We start from the raw sequence: 23,849 nt of genomic DNA on the forward strand, positions 1-23,849 counted from the left end.
GCTTTTTAATGACAATCCCAATTGTACACTACATTGCTAAAATCTCTATTTTTTAGTTCTTCCTCTGTAATGAAGAAATTGCCAACACCACAATCTCCCCACATAATATGATCGCCTTCACTATCTATTTGAAGTAACATCGTTGTTGAATCTGTATAATCACCGTATGCTCTAGGGTCTTCCTGTGTGAAGAAAGGATATCCCCCCATTTTGTGTCCATCACCAGTTAATACATCATATAATACATCTGTCAGCTCCTCATCTTCTTCAGTAGCTTCTACGATGCTTGCATATAATTCATTGCTTCTAAAATCATCCATAGATAAAGGTTCATATTTTGCTTTAAAAGACAAGCCCATTTCCTTTTCTACTGGAAAATACATTTCTTCTTCTGCACTTTCTATAAATGAAAAATCTTGAATAAGCTGCGATTCATCGTTGACGATTGTATCGTGGAAAATAACTCGAAAACCATTTTGATTTTTCCCATTATCGAAATCCATTCCTAATACATCATCATAACCATCAATATAAAATTGCAATATCCCCTCATTAGGGAAATGAGGTAAATGCTTAGGTACATCTGCAAAATTAATTTGTGCTAAAAGCTTTAATGGTTGTTGGTCCTCATTTTTTGGATATTCCTTAGAAAGTGGAAAATACGGATTACCTGCAAACTTACTTTCAAATAATGTCGTTTCCTTTTCTTGCGTTTCAATTACAACAACAGGTTTCATTGTTCCTTCTATTATATTTCGAAATTGCTCAACTTCCTTTGGTAACTTCAACGATATTGTTTCAGACATGAAATATCCTCCTTAAAGTAAAGTTAATTCTATTTTAGAACAAATGTTCCTAATAATCAATTACTATTTTCTTTGAACATTTAAAGGTTTATCAGTAAACATTACACATTCTATACTAATAATCGCTAATTCCTACCACAATTAGATGGACTCTTTTTTTCATTAGTGGAAAAGAGTATAATGGTTCGTGGAAATCATCAAATTTTCATTGGGGGGCAATATCAAAATGAATCTTCAAACTTTGGAGAAAAGTCTTTACAATTTAATTACTGAAACATCAACAAACTTACCAAAAGATGTACGTCGTGCCATTAAAAAAGCTAAAGAAGCTGAAAATGCTGGTACTCGCGCAGCAATGAGTTTAGAAACAATCTCAAATAATATTATTATGGCAGAAGACAATGTATCACCAATCTGTCAAGATACTGGTCTACCAACATTTAAAATCTACACTCCTGTTGGCGTAAACCAATTAGAGATTAAAGAAGCGATTAAAAAAGCGATTAACGATACAACTGCTGATGCAAAATTACGTCCTAATGCCGTTGATTCTTTAACTGGTGCAAACAGTGGTAATAACCTTGGTGATGGTCTGCCAGTTATGAAATTCGAGCAATGGGAAAAAGATTATATTACGATTAAATTAATTCTTAAAGGTGGCGGCTGTGAAAACAAAAACATCCAGTATAGCCTACCATGTGAACTAGAAGGTCTTGGCCGTGCTGGTCGTGATTTAGATGGTATCCGTAAATGTATTTTACACTCTGTTTATCAAGCACAAGGACAAGGCTGTTCTGCTGGCTTTATCGGTGTAGGTATTGGTGGCGATCGCTCTTCTGGATACGATTTAGCAAAAGAGCAATTATTCCGTCATGTAGAAGATACAAATTCAAATCCTGATCTTGCAAAATTAGAAGAATATGTGGTGAAAACTGCAAACACATTCGGTATCGGTACAATGGGCTTCGGTGGTGAAGCAACTTTACTTGGCTGTAAAATTGGCGTAATGCACCGTATTCCCGCTTCATTCTACGTATCTGTAGCATATAACTGTTGGGCATACCGTCGTATGGCAGTTGATATTAATCCTGAAACAGGCGAAATCATCAACTGGCACTACCAAGAAGGTGAAAAAATTACATTTAAAGAAGATGAAGAAGTTGCTGCAACAACAGATGAAACTTTAACAAATGTAGTAGAGCTAACTGCTCCAATTACAGAAGAACAAATTCGTTCACTTAAAGTAGGTGACGTTGTAGCTATTACGGGCCGTATGTACACTGGCCGTGATGCAATTCACCATCATTTAATGAGCCATGATGCACCAGTTGATCTTAACGGTCAAGTTATTTATCACTGTGGTCCTGTAATGGCTAAAGATGAAGAAGGTAACTGGACAGTGAAAGCTGCTGGTCCAACTACTTCTATTCGTGAGGAGCCATATCAAGGCGATATTATGAAAAAATTCGGTATCCGTGCTGTTATTGGTAAAGGTGGTATGGGTCCAAAAACACTTGCTGCTTTAGGTGAACATGGTGGTGTTTACTTGAATGCAATTGGCGGTGCTGCTCAATACTACGCAGACTGCATTAAAGGTGTAGATGGTGTAGACTTAATGGAATTCGGTATTCCAGAAGCTATGTGGCATTTAAATGTTGAAGGGTTCACAGCTGTTGTAACAATGGACTCTCACGGTAACTCACTTCACGCTGATGTGGACAAATCTTCTCTAGAAAAACTTGCTCAACATGCAGAAAGAGTTTTCTAATCTAGCAAAACATTTTTCACATAAAAGATTTATCTAATGCGCACACAAAATATAAAGGCACAGAATATTCCTAGAGAATATACTGTGTCTTTTTCTGTTTTAACACATGTTCAAGATGGGTAAAACAATAAACAGTTTGTTGAACACATTATTATATTTAATTATGATTGGTCCTATTCCATTACCTCGAAAAGTTATTGCTTTCATTTTCCAAAAACCTTTGTTATAATAATTCTAAATTAGAAAAGACGTAAATGAAAGTGATTATCAACTACACAAATGTTATTACTTCCTTATTTAATAAGGGTTTTGATATTGATTTTCATTATCAGGGGGGATATAGATGGAATACTCTAATCGAGAAAATATAAGTTTAATTGAGAATGTAAAAGAACATGCTGAACTAATTGCTGCCGTAATGGCAGGATTATTTATTTTGCTTGCATGGCGTTTAGATTCAAATGATCAAACAACAGCTTCTGTCTTATTATATATTGTTGCTTTTTGTGTCGGAGGATTTGCTAAAGCAAAAGAAGGCATTGAAGAAACACTAGAAGAAAAGAAATTGAATGTAGAACTACTAATGATATTAGCTGCAATCGGTTCAGCAGCTATTGGCTATTGGACAGAAGGCGCAATTCTTATTTTCATATTTGCTGTTAGTGGTGCTCTCGAAACATATGCTATGAACAAAAGTCATCGCGAAATTTCAGCACTTATGAATTTACAACCTGAAGAGGCTTGGCTAGTACGTGGCGGATTTGAACCGTTGAAAGTTGCTGTCTCCACATTAAAAATTGGCGACCATTTACTCATTAAACCAGGTGAGCGGGTCCCAGCAGACGGTATTATTATTAAAGGACAGTCGTCTATAGATGAATCAGCAATTAGTGGTGAGCCACTACCTATTGCCAAATTAAAAGGTGATGAAGTATTTGCAGGGACAGTTAACTTAAATGGTGCCATTACGATGGAAATGACGAAACCAAATTCCGAAACATTATTCCAAAAAATTATTATGCTTGTACAAAATGCTCAAAGTGAAAAATCACCTTCACAGCAATTTATCGAAAAATTTGAAGGCACTTATGTGAAGTTCGTATTACTATCTGTAGCGCTTATGATGTTCCTTCCCCATTTTTTACTCGGTTGGGATTGGACGACGACATTTTATCGAGCAATGGTGCTCTTAGTTGTTGCCTCCCCTTGTGCTCTCGTTGCCTCAATAATGCCTGCAACATTAGCAACTATTTCAAATGGTGCTAAAAACGGTGTGCTATTTAAAGGTGGCTTGCACTTAGAGCATCTAAGTGTATTACGTGCATTAGCTGTCGATAAAACAGGGACTCTTACACAAGGAAAACCAGTCGTTACTGAGTTTATCGTGCGCGAAGGCATTAATCGAGAAGAAGCATTAGCACTTCTGGCAGGTATTGAAGCACAGTCCAATCACCCATTAGCCCAAGCAATTACAAGCTACGCAAGAGCACAACATATTTCACAGTTTGCGCAAGCTACGATAGAAGATATCCCTGGTTGGGGCATGAAGGGCTATGTTAATGAAACAGAGTATCTTATTGGTAAACCTGATTTTGTAGGTGAGGATGAAGCCAATGCTTTTGCGAATAACGCTTTAGCAAAGCTTACTTCAGAAGGTAAAACGGTAATTTTCATGCGTGACAAAGAAGGCATTGTCGCACTTGCTGCTTTAAAAGATACTGTTCGTGATGAAGCAAAAAAAGCCGTCTCATTATTAAAAGAATTGGGCATTGATGTCATCATGCTTACTGGCGATAATGAAAAAACAGCTAAGGTTATTGCGAAAGAAGCTGGCGTCACAGAATACGTTGCAGAGTGTCTTCCCGATACAAAAGTTACGGAAATGAAACGTTTACTTAATCAACATAACTTTGTAGGGATGGTTGGTGATGGCATTAATGACGCACCTGCATTAGCAACAGCTACTACAGGGATTGCCATGGGAGAAGGTACGGATGTTGCTTTAGAAACAGCAGATGTTGTGTTAATGAAAAATGACTTATCAAAAATTGCTTATGCAGTACGCCTATCCCGCAAAATGCAACGAATTGTTAAACAAAACATTTTCTTTTCAATCGGTATCATCGTCTTGCTTATTGCCTCGAACTTTTTACAAGCTGTCGATTTACCACTAGGTGTTATCGGACATGAAGGTAGCACAATTCTTGTTATCTTAAACGGCTTACGAATGCTTAATAAAAATGTATAGAAAAAAGCGCTGAAGTGCCAGGCACTCAAACAATTTACCAGACACTCTGTGATTTACCAAGTAAAAATCCACGGAGACTCCTGCGGGAACAGCAACAGTTGTAAGACGTAACAAGGTTGCGGCTTACACTGTGCCCGCGGAAAGTGTAGTGGATTTTTACGGTTGAGGAGCTGAAGCGTGAAACAACGGCAGTTAAATCTAAAAAGATTGAAGGGTGGTCTCAAACCGAGACCACCCTTTCTCATTATTTGATAGCACCTTCCGCTTTTAGCAAGGCTCTTTTTTGCATGGTGGCATTTAACACACCACCAAAAATTAAAATCATCCCTGTAAAATACAGCCATAGCATTAAAATAATAACGCCACCAATACTACCGTATGTAGCAGAATAGTTTCCAAAGTTACTAATATAAAAAGAAAAACCATATGTCACAACGAGCCAAGCAAGCGTTGAAAAAATGGCACCTGGCCATACACCCATAATTTTTAATCGCGGGCTTGTATTTGGTACTAACCAATAGATTGCCATCAACACTAAAAAGATAAGTAATGGTGGCATGGACCATCGAATATTTCGCCAAAGAGATTCAAACTCATCTTCAATGTTAACAATCGAAAACAAGAAGTGTCCAATTTGTTGTCCAAAGACAGGTAATAGAAGAGCTACTGCAATTACAATTACTAAAGCAATCGTAAATACAAGGGACAGTCCTCTGTCCACAAAACCTACCCTACCTTCAGTATCGTAGGCTTTATTTAGAGCTCTTATTAACGCATTTATTCCTTTTGATGCAGACCATATCGTCCCAAGTACCCCGATCGATAATAAACTACTATTACGATTTGTTAATACTTCTTTTAGTGTACTTTCAATCAGCCTATATACTTCATCAGGCATTAAATTGACTAAAAACGAATAAACTTGCGTCGTCTCTAGGTTTAAGTATGGCAATAGGGTAACAAGGAAAATTAATAGGGGGAAGAAAGAAAGTAAAAAGAAATAAGCAAGTTGTGCGCCAAGAGCTGATATTTCAACACGTTGTATGCGAAGCATTAAATCTTGAATAAAGCCCTTCGATGTCATCACATCTACCGCATCTTCATCTGGTGAGAAAAACGATTTCACCTCACCAATCGTTGAATGTATTGATGCTTTTCTCTTTTCCATTTAATCCCCTCCGTTTAATACAGCTTATTCTTTATCTGGTGAAGTAAAAGCTGATTTGGTATCACTAATCATACCTTGAATTGTAGAAGGCAATTCTTTAAACTCATCAACTTTCTCGGCTAGCGTGTTCACATTTTCTGATACGCTATCGCAAAGTACTTTTGCTGCTAACACCTTTTCTTCAATGAGGTCTTGCAATTCACTTCGATGTGAGGCGTAATAAGATACCGCTTCTTTCATTTTTTTTGTTGTAGCGACTGTTTTTTCTCGTGTAGTTCGATCAAACATGCTTATTGCAGCTCCTACAGCTGCCCCTACAACGATTGATGCTAATAATTTACTTTGTCCCATATTTTATATACCCCCTGCTTGTTTAATGATATTCCCATTTTTAAAATAACTAAACAGCTTACTGCCCTTATTCTACCCAATAACAGTGCATTTTTAAAGCAACGCCCAATTACAGTGTTGACATTTTTTTTATTCAATGAAATGATATTGGCTAGGATTATGAAAGGTAGGTTTAATTGAATGGATTTATCAGTACCGTCAAAAGAAAACGTTATTTATATGGTCGAACAAATGAAAGATAAGCTCCGCATGGTAAACGTAGATGCTATGAAATCAGAGAATTTTGATGAAGCAAATTATGAAGATTTAGTCTATCTGTACGAAATGGTAATGAAACGTGACACATTTAGCCCAAGCGAAATGCAAGCTATCGTTGCCGAATTAGGGTCTTTACGCAAATAATGGTACAGGCATTAAAAAAGCTATTAGCAAGGACTTCAAGTCTTTCGCTAATAGCATTTTTTAATTACTGCGCGTTTATCGCAGCAGAACCGTCTTCAGCAACAAGTGGTTGAATTAACACTTCGACACGACGATTTTTTGCACGACCTTCAGCCGTATTATTTGGTGCGATGGCTTTATATTCACCATAACCTTTTGCACTAAAATAAACTGGATCAAGATTTGAGTTACTATCCACTAAAATTTTCAAGAAGTTCACAGCACGCATAACCGATAATTCCCAGTTTGAAGCAAATTCAGGACCTGTTTGAGGCACGTTATCGGTATGACCAGTAATGACAATACTACGAGCAGGATCAGATACTAACACACCTGCAAGTTCCTTAGCTATTGTATTATACTCCGGCTTAATGGTTGCTCTCCCTGAGTCGAACAAGATGCTATCTCGAATTGTTACTAGCAATCCTTCATCAGTCATTTCAGTTGCAAACTGACCTTCCATCTCATTTACTGCGATAAAATTATCTACACTATCTTTAATTTCAGCTAACTCCTGTTGATCCTTTAAATACGCTGAGTTTTGCTGTGGCTGTTGCGGTGTTTGGTCATTATTTGCATCAGGCGTTGGCAGTGGAGATGGCTGTTCTAAAAAGCTCGTACCACCATCAAAAACCTGATTAAATACTGCTGACATTCGATCTAACTTTTCTTGGTCAACTGAACTGGATGCAAAAAGTACGATAAATAACGCTAGTAATAACGTTAAAATATCAGCATACGGTACTAACCAAGACTCATCAATATGCTCTTCATGCTTTTTTTTCTTAGCTTTCTTTGCCAAGGCCGCCCGCCCCGCTTTCACCCGAAATTTGACGACGCTCTTCCATCGTTAAATAAGAAGATAATTTTTGTTCAATAACACGTGGAGCTTCTCCTTCTAAAACAGAAAGGATTCCTTCAATCATCATACGTTTTTGCTTCACTTCAACTGCTGATTTACGTTTTAACTTATTGGCAAATGGATGCCATAGTACGTACCCTGTAAAGATACCTAATAATGTTGCCATGAAAGCAGCTGAAATGGCATGTCCTAACTTTTCAATATCGTTCATATCTGCTAACGCTGCGATTAACCCTACTACCGCACCGAGTACCCCTAATGTCGGGGCATATGTACCTGCTTGTGTAAAAATGGCTGCGCCACTTGTATGTCGGTCTTCCATCGCTTCTACTTCTTCCGTTAATACGTCACGAATATAATCTGCGTTTTGACCATCAATTGCTAATGTAAGACCATTTTTCAAAAATGGGTCTTCAATTTCTGAAGCCTTACTTTCTAACGCTAACAAACCTTCACGGCGTGCTAAATCGGCCCATTGTGAAAACATTTTAATGATTTCAATATCATCCGCTAGTTTTGTTTCTTTAAAAAGAATCTTAAACAGCTTTGGCACCCGCTTTAATTCCTTCATTGGAAAGGCAATTGTTACAGCAGATATTGTACCGAAGATGATAATTAAAATAGCCGCTGGGTTATAAAAGGCACTTAAATTTACACCTTTTAAGACCATCCCTGTTAACAGGGCGATAAACGCTAATATTACCCCTACTACTGACGATAAATCCATTCTCGAACCTCCAAATCTTCTATCCTACTTATTTTCGTCCAATTTTCCATATTTTAAATAAAGATATTATATAGTATAAATGTATTTCACTAATTTTTCGATGAAATAAATGCTTTTTATTCACATTTCGACCATATTTGATTATATTGAATTAAGAATAATACACTAAATTGTCTATAATCGAGAGGGGTTAAGAATTTGTTATTATCATTTGACACAAAATTACTAAGATATGCCGAATTAGCTGTGAAAATAGGAGTAAATATCCAGAAAAATCAATACCTATATATGAGTTGTTCGACCGATAACTTAAAATTAGCAGAAATAATTACTAAAATTGCCTACGAAAATGGTGCAAAACAGGTATTTGTCGATTTATCGGATGATAAACTTGTTCGAACACGCTATGAAAAAGCTCCAAAAGACTCATTCGATTTCTTCCCGCCATGGAAAATACAAGAACGTGAATGGCTTGCTGAACAAGGTGCTGCCTTTTTAAGTATCGTTTCGCAAAATCCTGACCTTTTAAAGGATATAGATCATGAAAAAATTATGACTTTCCAAAAAGCCTCAGGTAAAGCACTAGTAAATTATTATAATATGCTACAGGCAGACAAATTTAGTTGGACAGTTATCGCAGCTCCTTCTAAATCATGGGCTGCTAAAGTATTTCCACAACTACCCGAAGAACAACAAGTTGATGCATTATGGGAAGCCATTTTTACTGCAACACGCATTGATCAAGAACAACCTGTCAGCGCATGGAAAGCTCACGATTTACAGCTACATAATAAAGCTGACTATTTGAATGGGAAGCAATATAAATCCCTTCGCTATACAGCTCCAGGAACAGACTTAACAATTGAATTACCTGAAAAGCATGTATGGACAGGTGGTAGTAGCGTCAATATACAGGGGCAGACATTTATGGCGAATATGCCAACAGAGGAAGTTTTCACAGCACCGTTAAAGACAGGCGCGAATGGCTATGTATCCAGTACAAAGCCTTTAAGCTATGGTGGCAATATTATCAATAACTTTAAATTAACATTTAAAGATGGTCGCATCGTCGATATTCAGGCTGAGCAAGGGCAAGAAATTTTAGCCTCGCTTGTAGCGACAGATGAAGGGGCTCATTATCTTGGTGAAATAGCACTTGTGCCCCATCAATCACCTATCTCGCAATCTGATTTATTATTTTACAATACATTATTCGATGAAAATGCTTCTAACCATTTAGCGATAGGTAGAGCTTATGCATTTTGTATAGAGGGCGGCAAAGAAATGTCTTCGGATGAACTACTGAAACATGGGTTGAATCAGAGTTTAACTCATGTTGACTTTATGATTGGCTCTGCTAAAATGGATATTGATGGAATTACAATTGATGGTCAAATCGAACCAATTTTCCGCAATGGTAACTGGGCATTTTAAGACAATAGTCGTTCCTGATAATATTATTCTAGTCTAGGTATCTTATGGATGTCATAAATTATCCTTACATTTTCCTAGCAACCTATTGTATAATTAATGTAGTTCTTATAGTAGATTATTTAAGTAGAGAGGAGCTTTTATAATGTTCATCACAACTGTAGTTGGCTTCACAGCCGTATTATTAATTTCTCTTGGATTTTTCATTCATTACCTACAAGTTGGCTTAGATTCTAAATCTTCAGTAACTGTAGACCCACTACCAAAAGAAAAATATTAATTCATAATCAAAACAGCTACTTTATGTAGCTGTTTTTTTGCATTTACGGATTGCCTTAGGATTCGCTAATTAACTAAGCAAACTTCTTTTTTTTTCATAAAATTGCATGAATATTGTTATTATTATTTGCATATTTACGTTTTTGCTCTAAAATATTTCTGTAGGGAAGGGAGCAAAATTTCATGACAATGTTAAAAGATATTTTAAAGTTCAATGAAGATTTCGTTCAAGAAAAAAAATATGAGCCTTTTATTACAACAAAGTACCCAGATAAGCGTATCGTTGTTTTATCTTGTATGGACACGCGCCTTGTAGAACTATTACCAAAAGCGATGAACTTAAGAAACGGCGACGTAAAAATTGTAAAAAGTGCTGGTGCTTTAGTAAGTCACCCATTTGGTGCAGTAATGCGTAGTTTACTTGTTGCTGTTTATGAACTACAAGCTGATGAGGTGTACGTAGTTGGACATTACGACTGTGGTATGAGCGCAGTTGATCCAGATGCAATGCTTAGCAAAATGGTTAACCGAGGTATTAAACCAGAAACGATTAAAATGATGGAATACTCGGGTATTGATTTAAAAGACTTTTTACGTGGTTTCGGCGATGTAGCGACTAGCGTTAAGAAAAGTGTCGATACCATTCGTAATCACCCACTAATGGTACAAACTGTACCTGTTCACGGTTTAGTAATTGACCCGAATACTGGTCGTCTTGATTTAATCGACGATGGTAGCAAATAATATACACACATTACTGAGCTTATTTAGAGCTCACTGTTCTTTTGGCAGACAATCATTCAATATATAATAAAAAATGTGTCTATCGTATCGAAAGGTCGAATGATAGACACATTTTTTTATCCTATTTGATTTTATTGATAAGCTGTAAATATTGTAAATCACCATAGCCTACTGTTGAAAATAGGACAAAACATTGCTTCAACAATTCGGCTGTTGGCAAGTCTTTATTTTTGGTAATAAATTTTACTACTGCATTATCTTCGTTTAACATATCCAAATAGATATTAATGGCCTGATACATTACAGGTAGTACGTCGTTCGATGGCTTATTGTGGTTATTCAATACCTCCTTGTATACTGCATTATAATGCCCTAATTGCAGTTCCGTTTGATTAACTTTAAACTCGTCCTCTCTGAAACTATTTAAGAACACTTTCCCCTTATAGCCTGACTGTTCAAGATAAGATAGTAGTGTAAGGAGGTTCATTTGGCAAAACATGTCTTCACCAAACCATAAAACGATATATTTATACTCTTTGTTAAAAAGATTTTCTAATGGAGCAATAACCTTTTGAATGTAATTTTCTACGGAATCATGGTGTCCATAAGCTCGCTCGTTTATAAATGCTTTACTAAAAACTTGTGTTGTAGTAGCGTTTACACACATAGCTTCGTTAAATGGAGCGTAATCACAATCTTCCATTAGCCTATTATTCTTAAATTCCTCATACATCATTTGTCCGTTCAAAATGTTAAGTACGTCCCTCTCAAATAACTCCTTATTCGTATTTTGTAACCTTTCTATTTCAGTTGTTTGATTACTATGCATTTCACACCATTTCCCGTCTTTATTCATAGTAAGTTTAACAATGGACTGAACAGGCATTTTGTTAAGTTGATATTCTTTAGGATTGATTCCAAAAATAGCTTTAAATGCTCTGCTATATGCTTCCTGTGAAGAATAATCGTACTCAAAGGCGATGTCCACTATTCTCCTGTTCATCGCCAAATCTTCTGTAGATAAATACAATCTTCTAAGATGAATATACCGTCGTATACTAATACCTGTTACTTGGTGAAATTTAAAAGAGCAATAGTAAGGCGAATAGCCCATGAAATTAGCAAGTTTATTCAAAGAGAATTGATTTTTTAAATTACCTTCAATCCACTCAATCATCAATTGGATCTGTTCATCCATTTGTCTCACCCCCAAATAAAATTATAAATAGCATCCATTTCTTTTATATGATATTTCTTGTGTTTTTTTAAAATACTTTCAACTAAATTATGTATAATATTTCTATAAATAGAAAAATAAATAATTTCATAGGAGGAACATATGCAATCCTATCATTCTATTTCAGCAGAAGTTTATAACCTTGATAAACCAACTGGAAGTTCTTTTGGAGATGTTGAATACTATAGCGAAAGACTTTCTCAGGTAAAAGGAAAAATATTAGAGCCAGCCGTTGGAACGGGGCGTATTTTAATTCCATTACTTGAGCAAGGGTTGTCAATCGAAGGGTTTGATTTATCTGAAGAAATGTTAACTTACTGTCGAGACAATTTAACACTGGCAAATAAAGAAGCAAACATCTTTCTAGCCGATATGGAGACCTTTCAGTCAGAATCCCATTATGAAGCAATTATTCTCCCTGCAGGAACATTTTTGTTAATTGATGATGATGACAAAGCTATGCATATACTAGCTAATTTTTATCATCATTTAAAACCAAATGGCAGATTAATAGTCGATTTATTTTTACAACCAGAATTTAGCGAAGGTAGCTCTCATTATCGAACGTTTACAAACAAACAAGGTGAATTGATTACATTACAAATAACACAATCTGAAATGAATCATATCAAACAAACGACTACTTCCCATCATCGCTATGATAAATGGAAAGATGGTACCTGTATCGACAGCGAATTTGAAATCTTCACATTGAAATGGTATGGGATCAATGAATTTAAAAGGCTTTTAATGCAAATTGGCTTTAAAGATATCATTATCTCAGCAGACTATTGCTATCAGCAATACCCAACAAATCGAAATCAAGTCATTACATTCGAAGCTGTTAAATGAATGGTCGATGAGCCAAATGAGCATGTGTTCTTTGAACTTATTAAAGAATGAGTAGTTGACAGCGAAGGCGGCCTGCGGGAACGCACAAAACGTAAGACGCAACAAACCGCGCGTTAGCGATGGTTGCGGCTTACGCTGTGCCCGCGGAAAGCGCCCGCCGTAGCGCACAACAATGGCATAGAAAAAAGTGTTAGACTGCCATCAATCTAACACTTTTTACTCTTTTGTCCCGAACACATTTCACTTTTTATAGCTTATATCGTATTTATACTGTTGGCTCTAAGCGGGCATACATATAGTGATCTACCCATTGACCGTTAATATACAATAATTTTCTTAACAAACCTTCTTGTTGAAAACCTGATTTTTCTAAGACCCGAATAGATGCACTATTTTCAGTTGATACATATGCCTCTACTCGATGTAACCCAATTTGTTCAAAGGCAAATTGTACAACTAATTCTACAGCTTCTGAAACGATCCCTTTCCCAACATAGATTTCATCCATTGCATAGCCAACAAATGCACTCGAATACGGTAAACGCTTGATAGCATACAACGAAATATGCCCAATTAAATTATTTGTACCGAGCTCATAAATACCAAAAGTAAATTCTCTCTTCGAGTTCATTAAATATAAACTTTCTTGAATTTTTTTATATTGTGCTTCAACTGTATAGTATTCAGGACGCTGTAACGGTTCATATGTAGACCAAAAATATTTATTTCGACTTACTAGACCCATTAAGCTTTGTGCATCTTTTTCTTGGAATGTGCGAACGTAGCATTTTCTTCCTTGAATCGATACCACATTTCCACCCTTTTTCCTTAATAAATTCCAAATTTTAAGCACCATTTCTCCCCCACAAGCCTTCCGATAAATGTAAATACATATTCATTGTATGTAAAAAAAGATGCTGCTACAACTAAAACAGTCTTGTCTTGTTATCACAGCACTAATCAATTTATTTACTTGTTTTTACTTGTTCTTTTAGAATGTATTTGTAATTCAATACTGGAAGATTCTTCATCCTCTAAATGGGACTTATCCAATACATTTGATAGATGTAGACCTCTTTTTTGTGCCTCGCGTTCAATATGTGCAAGTGTTTCTTGTAGCACCTGTACTCGCGCATGTTTTTTATCGTTTCCTGCCACCAAAATCCAAGGAGCGTTTTTCTTATCTGTTTTAGCAAACATTTCATTTGCCGCTTCTATATACTCAGGAGATTTCTCACGATTTCTCCAGTCTTCATCCGTTAACTTCCATGATTTATATGGATCCTGCGCGCGCTCATTAAAACGCTTCAACTGCTCTTCATCTGAAACATGTAACCAAAACTTTATAATAATGTAGTCTCCCGCAGTTAAAATCTTTTCAAAGTTGTTAATCTCTTCATATGCACGAGACCATTCATCCTTAGTTGCAAATCCTTCAATACGCTCTACGAGCACTCGTCCATACCAAGAACGATCGAATATAGCGATTTGTCCATGCTGTGGTAACTTTCTCCAAAAGCGTTGCAAGTAGTTATAGCGTAGTTCGTGAGGCTGTGGAGCTGAAATTGGATGGACTATATAACCTCTTGGGTCTACACGTTCAATCAGACGTTTAATAGCACCACCCTTACCCGCTGCATCCATTCCTTCAAATACTAGAATAAGTCCGATTTTATTGTTTAGTAAAAATTGCTGTGCATTTAACATTTCATATTGAAGTACTTTTAATTTCTTTTTATACAGTTTTTTGTCTAGTTCAATCGATAGGTCAAGATTTTTAAGATTTTGGGCCATAAAAATTTCACTCCTTCAAATTGGTTATTTCTATTGTACTAAAGAAATATTTGGATGCATATTCAAATGGTAAATTGTAGTTTTTTTAAAGCAAATTCATTGATACATTGTAAGGGTTTTCCGCTATAATGAAATAGATATTATGTGACAGTCATATACTTATTTGTCTTTTCCCTATACAATTTAACACGAAGGGAGAGGAAGCCTTGCCTAAGATTATTTTAATGACAATAACCTTTATTGTCTCACTCATCCTAACCTTTTCATCCTATTTTATAAAAATAAATGGTCAATCTTCGTTAGAAATCTCAAATCGTTTTCCCGTAATGTTTGCACCTATTAATATTAGTTATATGATATGGATATTAATTTACATTTTACTTGCTTATTGGTTAGTTATGAATTTTCAAAAGACATCTATTAAACAGACTGTTCTCTTTAGCAATGTTTGCATATTACAGGCGCTCTCTATTTTATTTTGGCATTATGAATTATTCATAGTCTTTATTTGCTGCTCTGTCATATTAGTATTGTACTTATTTTTACTTTATAGTACTTATCCGTATACAAATAATACTTTATCTGGCCGACTACCCATATCACTTTATTTTGCCTGGTCTACATTTATCATGATGACAAATGCAAGTTTTACATTAACATCTTATGGATGGCATGGTTTTGGACTTAGCAACCCACTTTGGGCAGTTATTTTACTGTCAATCAGTGTAGCTATCGCCTTACATATTCGTTACCATTATTACGACATTGTCTATCCTAGCGTGTTTATTTGGGCATTTATTGGTATTGCGCTCCATAATCATCTTGATGAATTACTTGTGACGACAGCGGCATTATTTTTATGTGGTGTCCTAATTGTTGGTATCCTATTTGTTAAAAAAAAAGCAGCTTACCGAAAATAAATCGGTAAACTGCTTTTTCATCTAGCCTTTATTTTATGCTTCATCTAACGAAGTTAAAATGATTGGTTTGTCTTTTGTAACAATAATAGAATGCTCAATTTGGGCAACTAATGATTTGTCAGGTGTAACGAATGTCCAGCCATCACCAGCTTCAACAATATGTTCTGCCTTCGCTGATATAAACGGCTCAACAGCTAGCACCATTCCTTCTTTCATAATTGTTGAATCCCAAGCATCGTAATAATTTAAAATATGGTTTGGCTCATCATGCAATGAACGCCCTAAACCATGACCTGTTAAATTCATAATGACAGTTAAATCGTTTGCATAAGCTTCACGCTCTACAGCTTTCCCAATTTGGTTTAATTTAGAACCAGCTTTTACTTTTGTCATAGCGCGGTCAAAGGCACTTTTTGCTACGCGGCAAAGTTTTTCCTTATCTTCGTACCCTTCACCTACTACAAATGAAATACCTGTATCTGCAAAATAGCCATTTAGAGAACCTGATACGTCAATATTGACAATATCCCCTTCTTTAATAACTCGTTGTCCTGGAATACCATGGGCAACTTCCTCATTCACACTAATACATGTGTATCCTGGGAAATCATATTCACCTTTAGGACCAGAAATAGCTCCTGCTTCAGCAAACATACGGCCTGCAATTTCATCTAATTCAAGTGTTGTCACACCAGGTTTTGTAGCTACTTTCATTGCCTCACGAATTTCTGCACAAATGCGACCAATTTTTTTAAAGGCTTCAATTTCTTCTTGCGTTTTTACAATCATTTATAACGTCCCTTTCATCTAATATCTATTCATTAATATAACATAACTTTATATGTCCATAACGCCAAACGCTTTAATTATTCTATGCTAACATTATTTCATAAGTACCAGACAAGTAAAAAACAGACCCTTTTAGAAGTTCTGGTACTAACAACAGCGACCCAATTGTCTTGAAATATAAAAAAAAATAGCACACTAAGTTACACTTAGCATACTATTTTCACTTTTGGGACAGTCTTATCGTGTTTATGATTTTCGTTGCATTAATTGGGGTGCAGCTGTAAATAATATCACACCAACGATCGCTGTTAATATTGTTGCTGGAAGCATGTATGTTCCATTGTATATGATTGAATAAATCCATGCGTTTTGCTCGCCTGCATATTCTGCAAAAAATACAGCCCCTGCAATTGTATGGGCTAAATAACGTAGGAAACCTGCTAATACTGTACCGATTACAATGTAAAGGGCCATTTTCTTTTTGTTCAAAGCGGCTGTCGCTTTAAATATAGGTCCACGTACTACTGCCGCTAAACCAACGACCGTAAATGCTACACCGTAATCTAGTAAGCCTTGTAGCCAATGCACAATATAAGCGCCAAACATCGTTTGCATAACTCCAATTAGTAAACCTGTTGTTAGTCCAGCTAAGAGCCCCCAACGTAATGCCATTAAGATGATCGGTATCATTACTAGGCTTACGGAGCCACCTTGCGCCCATACTTTAAAAGAAACTTGATCGAGTACAAGTCCTAGCGCTGCAAAAATTGCAATTTCCATCAACATGAGTAATCTTTTTTTGTCCATTTTATTATTCTCTCCTTTGTTCCGATGTAGGATACAAGAGCAGGAATAGAAATCTTTTTGATATGCATGTCAACTGGCATAAAAAAACGATGCCAGGACAGAGCCTCACATCGTAAAAGTGTCGGTTTCTATCCACATCCCTACGCAAGCGTTAACTTACAGGTTCGAAGAGTAAAGGCATTACGTGCCCAGTCTCAGCTGACATCATCAGCTCCCCTTGTGGTCGTTACATCTTATTATTTTGTTGAACATCCTCATTGTACGTAAACCCTTATGCAATTACAACCTTTTCCACATTAATTTTTTTGAAACTTTCGCGTTTTCTATGCGTAAATAATTTAAAAGGAGGGACTACTATGGAGAATCAAAAAATTTTATCTGCCTTTAGTTATCTCAGTATTTTTTTTGCACCATTTATCGTTCCAGTAATCGTTTATTTTGTATCAAAAGATAGTGATGTCAAGAGACATTCCATTAGAGCACTTATATCTCACTTAATACCATTTATCTTCGGTATCATTTTCTTTATCGTCTTTGTATTTTCTACAATATCATTGAACACGTTTGATCCTTCTTCTAATGGGAATACATTTATTATCATATGGTTTGTATCTTTTGGCATTTATTTACTAGTTTCATTAGGCATTGTCATTTGGAATATTGTTCAAGCTGTACGAGTTATTCGTTAAAAATTTTTAGTATTAAGGAGCTGTCGTATTCATGAAAGTATCGAAGGTAGTTAAAACTGCAATAAAATTAGCGCCCATCGTTATTCCGATTGTCAAAAAAGTGGTCGCAGCAAAAAAAGGAACAACACCTAACGTAACGACACACAAAAAATAATAGCCAATGGGCTCCTATAACGTAAAAACCCACATCGCTTTCCAGTAGGCACAATGTAAGCCGCAGGAGTCTTCGTGGGTTTTTACTATGTTTGAGTGCCTGGCACTTATTTTACTTCAAAATGGGTTGTGCTATGTCCGCTCAACGTTTTTTCGACGTGTAATACTGCAGGCATTGCAGCTTTCAACTCAGCTACATGTGAAATAACGCCAATCATTCTTCCAGAGTCTTGTAAATCAATTAGCGTGTCAATTGCTTTATTTAACGCTTCCTCATCTAATGAACCGAAGCCCTCGTCGATAAACATTGTTTCGATACGAATATTACCTTGGAAGCTTTGAATTACATCCGCCATACCTAATGCAAGACTTAATGATGCATTAAACTTCTCCCCACCTGATAATGTTTTAACATCTCTTAATTGGTCTGTGTACGCATCATAGACATCCAAGCCAAGTCCACTTTGCTTCGCATGCTTCTCTAATCGATCTGAACGGCGCAATTCAAACTGTCCATTGGATAAGTGGAATAATCGGATATTTGCTGCTGCAGTGATTTTATCTAAATAATTAATTTGAATATATCGCTCAAAGGAAAGTTTTTTCGGATTTTGGCCATTCAACACTGTGTAAAGCTCTTTTACACGTCCTGCCTCTTGTTCAAGTACACGTATTTCCTTTGCAGTATCCTCTACTTTAACAATAAAATCAGCACATGCCTTTGCATAGCTTTGCGTCTGTTGCAAAGTTTTAAATGCTTCCTCATATGTGGCACGGAGCATCTCAAGCTTTTCCTCTAATTCCTCTAGATTTTGCTTTTCTTTTCCTTCAAGATGCTTTGCTCCATCTGCAATTTGTTGCTGTAAGGAATGTGATTGTAAGGCATAATCACGACATGCTTTCCGTAAGTCTTCGATTTCACTATCACTTCGCTTTGCAGCAGCGTATTCTTCATAGGCTGCAAACCCCACATCTTTCATGCTTACTAAAAACTGTTCACGCTTTTCATTCAGTTTATTTAGCAATTCCTCATAGGCTGTTTTTGCAAGTTCTTCTGTCATAGAAGCCTTATTTGTTGCTTCCTTAGTCGCCTGTAAATTTTGCTGAATCGCGTTCCAAGCTGACTGTAACGCCATTTTTTGCGAACCTACATCTGCAATCGTTTGTTTTAACGCTTGTAATGACTGTATGTGTTTCGGAATTTGCTTTTGCTGTTCTTCTACAATCGCTTGCTGTTTTATTAACTCTTTCGACTGCTCTGCAAAATGTTGCTCTAATTGTAGTTGTTTTTGTTGAAGCTGTTCATTTTTTTCGTGTTGTCCCTTTAGCTTAGTTCGTGCGACAGACAGTTGATCCTTCACTATTTTTAAAACTGTAACTTGTTGTTCAATAAAATGTAAAGAAGATGTCAGTTCTAATCGATTATCTATTGAAATATGATAAGCATTTAATTGCTCTGTTGCCTCTTGAAGCAGTTGTTTAGTTGTTTTTAACGTCGCATCTTGCTCCAAATATTTACGCTCCATTGCATTGGTCATCGTTCGTAAAGATTCTAGCTCTGCTTCATCTACTACTTCTAACGGTTCTCTATGTGTGAGTTGATGTGTTGTACTACCGCAAACAGGGCATGGATCTCCGTCCTTCAACTTAGCGGCTAATATGCTAGCCTGTCCCGTAATCCATTGTTGCTCTTTTGTTTGAAGCGCTTGCTTACTTTCTTGGTATTGCTCATGGGCATTATTCATAGCTCGCTCAGCTTCCTTACACGCTCGCTCATATTTTTCAATTTGAGCTAATAGTGTTACTTGTTCTTTAAGTATAGGAAGCTGTTCTAAATAGCCTGCATAAGGTTCCATCTGCTTTTCATATTGCTCAATTGTTGCGGTTAATTGCCGAACTAGCATCTGTTCTTTTTCTAAAATAGCAAGATTATCAGCTACTGCACGTTTTGAACTTTCAACAAGCTGTTCAATTATCCCCAAATTTTGCTGGGTACTTTCAAATGCTTCAAATTTCGGCACCAACGCTAGTAGCTCTATTTCCTGTTGCAATATGTGCTGACGCTCTGGCTCTTTTGCTTCTTCCTCTGTATACAATTGTTGCACTTTCTTTAGCTGTTCTACTGCATTGTGATGATTAATTGTAGCCTGCTGATAAAGCTGTTCTTTACGATTTTGTTCTGTCCGCAAGTCCACACACTGTTGTTCGAGCATAATGAGACGATTTGCTTGCTCCGCTAACTGTATTTCTTGTTCCATCGAAGTATATTTTTCTCGTTGCTGCATCAGCAATTGCAAACGTGCTTGTCGTTGTGCCTGTTGATCAAATTGTTCGTTAAGCGCTTTTGCCATACTGTAATATTCTTGTTCTTTTTGATGATTGGCATAAGCTTCTTCATAGCGCATTTGTTCCGTTCGAATACTAGCATTATAATAGAATTGCTCCTCTTCTAGAGCATTTTTTAGCTGATGCATATTGTCTGTATTATTGTTTATACAAGTAAACAGTGTTGATGGTCGCTCTGGTAAAACGCCTGCAATTTGCCCCAGTAAGTGCTCTTTTAATTGCTGGGCATGTTCTAAATCCTTTTCTGCTTCTTTCCTTTTTATATCCAGCTTTTTAGTCATCGCACTGAAACGATCTGTTTTAAATATTTTACGTAAAATGACTTCTTTATTGGTAGAGTCTGATGTTAAAAGTTTGCGAAACTCTCCTTGAGGCAACATTACAATTTGACTAAATTGATCTTTTGTTAGCCCTATAATTTCCAACAACTTTTTATCTACTTCATTTGTTTGCTGCTTCTCTACAATACTAAAGTCAAGTTTACCGTCCTTCATTTCTGCTAACTCAACTTTTTTACCTGTAACGCTTTTATTTTTTGCTTTAATATGACCAGGCTGCCGTACAATTTGATAGACTTTACCTCTCATTTCAAAAACTAATTCTACTGAAGTATATACATCATCTGCAGCAAAACCGCTTCGAAGCATTGCTGTATCCTGACGGTCCTCTCCGCTCCCTGATCCATAGAGTGCATAACAAATGGCATCAAAGATTGTCGTTTTGCCAGCACCCGTTTTGCCTGATATAGCAAATAACCGATACTCACCAAGCTGTTGGAAATCAATAACCTCTGTATGTTTATAAGGTCCGAAAGCAGTAATCGTTAACTTGAGTGGTTTCATCGCACTGCCTCCCGTTCCTCATCTAATAATTCCTGTAACATTTCTATAAATAGACGCTCAGTATCTGCATCGGGCTGTTCACCCAAAATATCAGCATAAAAGCCACGGAATAAATCAATATCCTCTACTTTTTCTATATCAATTGCTTGTATTTCACGGTCTTCTTGCATGCGAGACGCCTTTCGTTCAATATGCATCGCATGTGGAAATACAGTACGAATTCGCTCCATCGGTGAAGCAACTGGCGTCGTATCTGTTAAACGCACAAAAACATAATCTTCGCATGGTGGGCGTTTTAATAAATCGTCCATCGAGCCCTCTACCACTCGTAGATCACGTCTTGGCACTAATTTTTGTTTAGTGACTTCAACGTGCCCACTTGCATCTAAATCTACAATTAAAAAGCCTTTTTCATGTAGATGTTCAGACAACGAGTACTTTAATGGCGAACCTGCATATCGAATCGATTCATTCAATACAAAATGGGATTTATGAAGATGTCCAAGTGCCGTATAGTTGAAATGTTTAAATAGCGCTGCATCGACGCAATCAGAACCACCTATAGAGAGTGGGCGTTCTGAATCACTCGTGTTTTCTTCCTCATAGCCGTATTTCGTAACAAAGGCATGTCCAATAAATACATTCCGCTTTGTTGTATCCATCGTTTGTTTAATATGTGCGATAATTTTTTGCATCGCATCTTGATGTGATTGAATCGTATCATCTTCTAAAATAGTACGGACGGAGGCTGGCTCTGCAAACGGTACAAGATGAAAATGCACCTCACCGAACGCGTCGTTTAGTACGATAGGCGAATGTTCTTTTGTGAACTGACCTACTATATGTAATCCACTATCACGCATAACACGACTACCAAAATTTAATCGACCTGCACTATCATGATTTCCAGCGACCGCTAACACAGGAATTTTCTTTTCTAGTACAATTTCTGCTAAAACATCATTTAGTAAATTAACCGCCTCTACAGGTGGCATTGAGCGATCATATAAATCGCCTGCTACAATAATTGCATCCGGCTTTTCATCGTCAATGGCTTGCAAAAATTGTTGTAAAATATAGCGTTGGTCCTCAGTCATATACATCCCTTGTACAAGCTTGCCTAAATGCCAATCGGCAGTATGGAATAATTTCATTGTATTTGCGCCTCCTGTCTTTTTCTTTTATTTTATCATGCATTTAACTATATTCTTGCTTTAAGGCAACATCTTTTATATGGAAAAAGCCTCAATTGTTTCTGTGACTGGCACTGGTAATATTCAGAATTGTTTCGGTGACTGGCACTTTGCTCGGAACACCTAACAATGTTTTAGCCTTCTATTTCGTAAAAATCCACTGCGCTTTCCGCGGGCACAGTGTAAGCCGCAACCCTCGCTGTCGCGCGGTCTGTCGCGTCTTACAACGTGTGCTGTTCCCCAGCAGTCTTCGTGGATTTTTACTTGGTTATTAGAAATGCCCTACTAGCAAAATTCAGAATTGTGTCAGTGACTGGCACTCGTATAATTCAGAATTGTTTTGGTGACTGTCACCTGTCCTGCAATAAAAAAGTATGCTAAGTTACTTGAATTGACCCTAATTAGGAGGCAGTTCATTTACTTAGCATACTTTTTTACGTTACAGCTTTTTGTATCTTTCATGTCCTAGATTTGTCTTAGTTGCGAGCGCTGATTAGCTTTGGCTTTTTCTATAAAAGCAGCATAGCCAATAAAGCCCTGAATGTTTCTTGCAGTTGAAACTTTCTCCTGTTTCGCTTCTTCTGACTTTTCCTTAGACTTAGCCTGTTTTTCTAAGATTTCCTGAAATGTCATTGGATTAGGATTTGGTAATTCTGTTGTAGAGATTGCGAGCATATCGCTACCACTATAAGATGTTAAAAAGGCATTCGCCATTTGCCGATAGCCTTCAAAATTAGGATGGACATCTGCAATATTTGGCAAGTAGTGATTAGATTGCAACCCAAAAGCATCGTAGACATTTATATAGGTCATCCCTGCCTGCTCAGCTTGTTGCTCTAAAATTGTATTTAACTTTAAGAGTTGTGCATTTGTTCCCTCTTTTTGTGTTGCATGCACATTTGGATAAGCAAAATAATAGCCCATAATATATACCTTCGCTTTTGGTGCACGTAAATTTAACTCTGCCAATATATCCGCCATATTTTTTCGTGCCATATTTAAAGCGTAGTCAACTTGAAGCTGTGAAAACGCTAATGTACCAGCAGTTGGGTTGACCTGCACTAAACGAAGTAAATCATTGGCGCCTGCAGAAATCGTAATAAGTGTAGCATTTGCTAAGATTGTACGTGCCTCTTCTGACTTTATTCGCTCTAAAACATCCGCTGTTGTAAAGCCTGGGAACGCAAGCTCTTTCGTATAGGCACTCAGCTGCCCCATCTTTCCTAAACGCATCGCGATAAGATCACTATAGCCTGCATCAATTTCCTGATACGGTGTTTGACCAGCTGCCAATGAATCGCCAAGCGCCACATAATTTTCAGCCCGTGCAAAAGCAGATGAAACACCAAGTGTCAACGAAAGCACCGTTATACTTACTAGGCTCAATAGTTGTTTCATCTGC

General features: G+C 36.8%; 23 protein-coding genes and 1 riboswitch. Of the genes, 10 read left to right on the plus strand and 13 right to left on the minus strand.

Annotation, left to right across the window (positions count from 1 at the left end; all coding sequences use genetic code 11):
• Window positions 1-5 precede the first annotated feature (5 nt).
• Window positions 6-806 carry a YwqG family protein gene (locus FH508_RS20645; protein ID WP_173479576.1) on the minus strand — a complete coding sequence of 267 codons (801 nt, stop codon included), beginning with the start codon at window positions 804-806 and terminating at the stop codon, window positions 6-8.
• A gap of 226 nt (window positions 807-1,032) precedes the next feature.
• Between FH508_RS20645 and FH508_RS20650 the strand changes: the two genes are divergently transcribed.
• Window positions 1,033-2,574, plus strand: a complete 1,542-nt coding sequence (locus FH508_RS20650; protein WP_173479577.1) for a fumarate hydratase — start codon at window positions 1,033-1,035, stop codon at window positions 2,572-2,574.
• Between the two features lie 343 nt (window positions 2,575-2,917).
• On the plus strand, window positions 2,918-4,822 hold the full coding sequence (locus FH508_RS20655; protein WP_173479578.1) for a heavy metal translocating P-type ATPase: 1,905 nt from the start codon (window positions 2,918-2,920) through the stop codon (window positions 4,820-4,822).
• Window positions 4,823-5,066: 244 nt separating this feature from the next.
• On the opposite strand, the gene FH508_RS20660 is transcribed toward FH508_RS20655, so the two are convergent.
• The gene (locus FH508_RS20660) at window positions 5,067-5,990 is read right to left on the minus strand and encodes a YihY/virulence factor BrkB family protein (RefSeq protein ID WP_173479579.1); all 924 of its coding nucleotides are present in this window, start codon (window positions 5,988-5,990) and stop codon (window positions 5,067-5,069) included.
• Window positions 5,991-6,014: 24 nt separating this feature from the next.
• Entirely contained in the window at window positions 6,015-6,341 is a 327-nt protein-coding gene (locus tag FH508_RS20665; RefSeq protein ID WP_173479580.1) for a YtxH domain-containing protein, read from the minus strand.
• Window positions 6,342-6,521: 180 nt separating this feature from the next.
• On the opposite strand from FH508_RS20665, the gene FH508_RS20670 reads away from it, so the two are divergent.
• The gene (locus tag FH508_RS20670) at window positions 6,522-6,743 is read left to right on the plus strand and encodes a DUF1128 domain-containing protein (RefSeq protein ID WP_173479581.1); all 222 of its coding nucleotides are present in this window, start codon (window positions 6,522-6,524) and stop codon (window positions 6,741-6,743) included.
• A 64-nt stretch (window positions 6,744-6,807) separates the two neighbouring features.
• On the opposite strand, the gene motB is transcribed toward FH508_RS20670, so the two are convergent.
• Window positions 6,808-7,584: a flagellar motor protein MotB gene (motB, locus tag FH508_RS20675; RefSeq protein ID WP_173479582.1), complete on the minus strand. Its 777-nt coding sequence runs from the start codon at window positions 7,582-7,584 to the stop codon at window positions 6,808-6,810.
• Window positions 7,568-8,371 carry a flagellar motor stator protein MotA gene (motA, locus tag FH508_RS20680; protein ID WP_173479583.1) on the minus strand — a complete coding sequence of 268 codons (804 nt, stop codon included), beginning with the start codon at window positions 8,369-8,371 and terminating at the stop codon, window positions 7,568-7,570. The genes motB and motA overlap by 17 nt, the downstream gene beginning before the upstream one ends.
• 198 nt (window positions 8,372-8,569) lie before the next feature.
• Between motA and FH508_RS20685 the strand changes: the two genes are divergently transcribed.
• The 3 genes from FH508_RS20685 to FH508_RS20690 all read left to right on the plus strand — a co-directional run bounded on the left by FH508_RS20685 (window position 8,570) and on the right by FH508_RS20690 (window position 10,825).
• Window positions 8,570-9,805, plus strand: a complete 1,236-nt coding sequence (locus FH508_RS20685; protein ID WP_173479584.1) for an aminopeptidase — start codon at window positions 8,570-8,572, stop codon at window positions 9,803-9,805.
• Window positions 9,806-9,947: 142 nt separating this feature from the next.
• On the plus strand, window positions 9,948-10,082 hold the full coding sequence (locus tag FH508_RS23990; protein ID WP_255639589.1) for a hypothetical protein: 135 nt from the start codon (window positions 9,948-9,950) through the stop codon (window positions 10,080-10,082).
• A gap of 182 nt (window positions 10,083-10,264) precedes the next feature.
• A complete protein-coding gene (locus FH508_RS20690) occupies window positions 10,265-10,825 on the plus strand; it encodes a beta-class carbonic anhydrase (protein ID WP_173479585.1) in 561 nt (186 codons plus the stop codon).
• A 121-nt stretch (window positions 10,826-10,946) separates the two neighbouring features.
• Here the strand turns inward: FH508_RS20690 and FH508_RS20695 are convergent, their stop codons facing one another.
• Window positions 10,947-12,023 carry a helix-turn-helix transcriptional regulator gene (locus tag FH508_RS20695; RefSeq protein WP_173479586.1) on the minus strand — a complete coding sequence of 359 codons (1,077 nt, stop codon included), beginning with the start codon at window positions 12,021-12,023 and terminating at the stop codon, window positions 10,947-10,949.
• Window positions 12,024-12,164: 141 nt separating this feature from the next.
• Between FH508_RS20695 and FH508_RS20700 the strand changes: the two genes are divergently transcribed.
• Window positions 12,165-12,914: a class I SAM-dependent methyltransferase gene (locus FH508_RS20700; RefSeq protein ID WP_173479587.1), complete on the plus strand. Its 750-nt coding sequence runs from the start codon at window positions 12,165-12,167 to the stop codon at window positions 12,912-12,914.
• Between the two features lie 265 nt (window positions 12,915-13,179).
• Here the strand turns inward: FH508_RS20700 and FH508_RS20705 are convergent, their stop codons facing one another.
• On the minus strand, window positions 13,180-13,770 hold the full coding sequence (locus tag FH508_RS20705) for a GNAT family N-acetyltransferase (RefSeq protein ID WP_173479588.1): 591 nt from the start codon (window positions 13,768-13,770) through the stop codon (window positions 13,180-13,182).
• 113 nt (window positions 13,771-13,883) lie between these two features.
• A complete protein-coding gene (locus FH508_RS20710; protein WP_173479589.1) occupies window positions 13,884-14,708 on the minus strand; it encodes a polyphosphate kinase 2 family protein in 825 nt (274 codons plus the stop codon).
• A gap of 206 nt (window positions 14,709-14,914) precedes the next feature.
• Between FH508_RS20710 and FH508_RS20715 the strand changes: the two genes are divergently transcribed.
• Entirely contained in the window at window positions 14,915-15,628 is a 714-nt protein-coding gene (locus FH508_RS20715) for a hypothetical protein (RefSeq protein ID WP_173479590.1), read from the plus strand.
• 33 nt (window positions 15,629-15,661) lie between these two features.
• Here the strand turns inward: FH508_RS20715 and map are convergent, their stop codons facing one another.
• Both map and thiT read right to left on the minus strand, forming a co-directional pair.
• The gene (gene map, locus FH508_RS20720) at window positions 15,662-16,417 is read right to left on the minus strand and encodes a type I methionyl aminopeptidase (RefSeq protein WP_139860520.1); all 756 of its coding nucleotides are present in this window, start codon (window positions 16,415-16,417) and stop codon (window positions 15,662-15,664) included.
• A gap of 246 nt (window positions 16,418-16,663) precedes the next feature.
• On the minus strand, window positions 16,664-17,224 hold the full coding sequence (gene thiT / locus FH508_RS20725; protein WP_139860519.1) for an energy-coupled thiamine transporter ThiT: 561 nt from the start codon (window positions 17,222-17,224) through the stop codon (window positions 16,664-16,666).
• A gap of 120 nt (window positions 17,225-17,344) precedes the next feature.
• Window positions 17,345-17,452: riboswitch (TPP riboswitch) on the minus strand.
• Window positions 17,453-17,580: 128 nt separating this feature from the next.
• Here thiT and FH508_RS20730 point away from each other — a divergent pair.
• Complete coding sequence (locus tag FH508_RS20730) at window positions 17,581-17,913, plus strand: magnetosome magnetite crystal formation protein family (protein WP_139860517.1); 333 nt, start codon at window positions 17,581-17,583, stop codon at window positions 17,911-17,913.
• A 31-nt stretch (window positions 17,914-17,944) separates the two neighbouring features.
• On the plus strand, window positions 17,945-18,067 hold the full coding sequence (locus tag FH508_RS23995) for a hypothetical protein (protein ID WP_255639590.1): 123 nt from the start codon (window positions 17,945-17,947) through the stop codon (window positions 18,065-18,067).
• 106 nt (window positions 18,068-18,173) lie between these two features.
• Here the strand turns inward: FH508_RS23995 and FH508_RS20735 are convergent, their stop codons facing one another.
• The 3 genes from FH508_RS20735 to FH508_RS20745 form a co-directional block, all read right to left on the minus strand.
• Complete coding sequence (locus FH508_RS20735; RefSeq protein WP_173479591.1) at window positions 18,174-21,254, minus strand: AAA family ATPase; 3,081 nt, start codon at window positions 21,252-21,254, stop codon at window positions 18,174-18,176.
• Window positions 21,251-22,408 carry an exonuclease SbcCD subunit D gene (locus tag FH508_RS20740; RefSeq protein WP_173479592.1) on the minus strand — a complete coding sequence of 386 codons (1,158 nt, stop codon included), beginning with the start codon at window positions 22,406-22,408 and terminating at the stop codon, window positions 21,251-21,253. The genes FH508_RS20735 and FH508_RS20740 overlap by 4 nt, the downstream gene beginning before the upstream one ends.
• Before the next feature lie 504 nt (window positions 22,409-22,912).
• Window positions 22,913-23,845: an SGNH/GDSL hydrolase family protein gene (locus FH508_RS20745; protein ID WP_173479593.1), complete on the minus strand. Its 933-nt coding sequence runs from the start codon at window positions 23,843-23,845 to the stop codon at window positions 22,913-22,915.
• Window positions 23,846-23,849 lie beyond the last annotated feature (4 nt).

The sequence above is a fragment of the Lysinibacillus sp. CD3-6 genome, assembly GCF_006351725.2.
Lineage (GTDB): Bacteria > Bacillota > Bacilli > Bacillales_A > Planococcaceae > Lysinibacillus.

What these genes read in the sequence shown, in the direction of transcription:
- FH508_RS20745 (WP_173479593.1), bottom strand. Translation starts at nt 23,845, where the DNA reads ATGAAACAACTATTGAGCCTAGTAAGTATAACGGTGCTTTCGTTGACA.
- FH508_RS20735 (WP_173479591.1), bottom strand. Translation starts at nt 21,254, where the DNA reads ATGAAACCACTCAAGTTAACGATTACTGCTTTCGGACCTTATAAACAT.
- FH508_RS20705 (WP_173479588.1), bottom strand. Translation starts at nt 13,770, where the DNA reads ATGGTGCTTAAAATTTGGAATTTATTAAGGAAAAAGGGTGGAAATGTG.
- thiT (WP_139860519.1), bottom strand. Translation starts at nt 17,224, where the DNA reads ATGGACAAAAAAAGATTACTCATGTTGATGGAAATTGCAATTTTTGCA.
- FH508_RS20730 (WP_139860517.1), top strand. Translation starts at nt 17,581, where the DNA reads ATGGAGAATCAAAAAATTTTATCTGCCTTTAGTTATCTCAGTATTTTT.
- FH508_RS20690 (WP_173479585.1), top strand. Translation starts at nt 10,265, where the DNA reads ATGACAATGTTAAAAGATATTTTAAAGTTCAATGAAGATTTCGTTCAA.
- FH508_RS20700 (WP_173479587.1), top strand. Translation starts at nt 12,165, where the DNA reads ATGCAATCCTATCATTCTATTTCAGCAGAAGTTTATAACCTTGATAAA.
- map (WP_139860520.1), bottom strand. Translation starts at nt 16,417, where the DNA reads ATGATTGTAAAAACGCAAGAAGAAATTGAAGCCTTTAAAAAAATTGGT.
- FH508_RS20710 (WP_173479589.1), bottom strand. Translation starts at nt 14,708, where the DNA reads ATGGCCCAAAATCTTAAAAATCTTGACCTATCGATTGAACTAGACAAA.
- FH508_RS23995 (WP_255639590.1), top strand. Translation starts at nt 17,945, where the DNA reads ATGAAAGTATCGAAGGTAGTTAAAACTGCAATAAAATTAGCGCCCATC.
- FH508_RS20670 (WP_173479581.1), top strand. Translation starts at nt 6,522, where the DNA reads ATGGATTTATCAGTACCGTCAAAAGAAAACGTTATTTATATGGTCGAA.
- FH508_RS20695 (WP_173479586.1), bottom strand. Translation starts at nt 12,023, where the DNA reads ATGGATGAACAGATCCAATTGATGATTGAGTGGATTGAAGGTAATTTA.
- FH508_RS20660 (WP_173479579.1), bottom strand. Translation starts at nt 5,990, where the DNA reads ATGGAAAAGAGAAAAGCATCAATACATTCAACGATTGGTGAGGTGAAA.
- FH508_RS20645 (WP_173479576.1), bottom strand. Translation starts at nt 806, where the DNA reads ATGTCTGAAACAATATCGTTGAAGTTACCAAAGGAAGTTGAGCAATTT.
- FH508_RS20650 (WP_173479577.1), top strand. Translation starts at nt 1,033, where the DNA reads ATGAATCTTCAAACTTTGGAGAAAAGTCTTTACAATTTAATTACTGAA.
- FH508_RS23990 (WP_255639589.1), top strand. Translation starts at nt 9,948, where the DNA reads ATGTTCATCACAACTGTAGTTGGCTTCACAGCCGTATTATTAATTTCT.
- motA (WP_173479583.1), bottom strand. Translation starts at nt 8,371, where the DNA reads ATGGATTTATCGTCAGTAGTAGGGGTAATATTAGCGTTTATCGCCCTG.
- FH508_RS20665 (WP_173479580.1), bottom strand. Translation starts at nt 6,341, where the DNA reads ATGGGACAAAGTAAATTATTAGCATCAATCGTTGTAGGGGCAGCTGTA.
- FH508_RS20655 (WP_173479578.1), top strand. Translation starts at nt 2,918, where the DNA reads ATGGAATACTCTAATCGAGAAAATATAAGTTTAATTGAGAATGTAAAA.
- FH508_RS20740 (WP_173479592.1), bottom strand. Translation starts at nt 22,408, where the DNA reads ATGAAATTATTCCATACTGCCGATTGGCATTTAGGCAAGCTTGTACAA.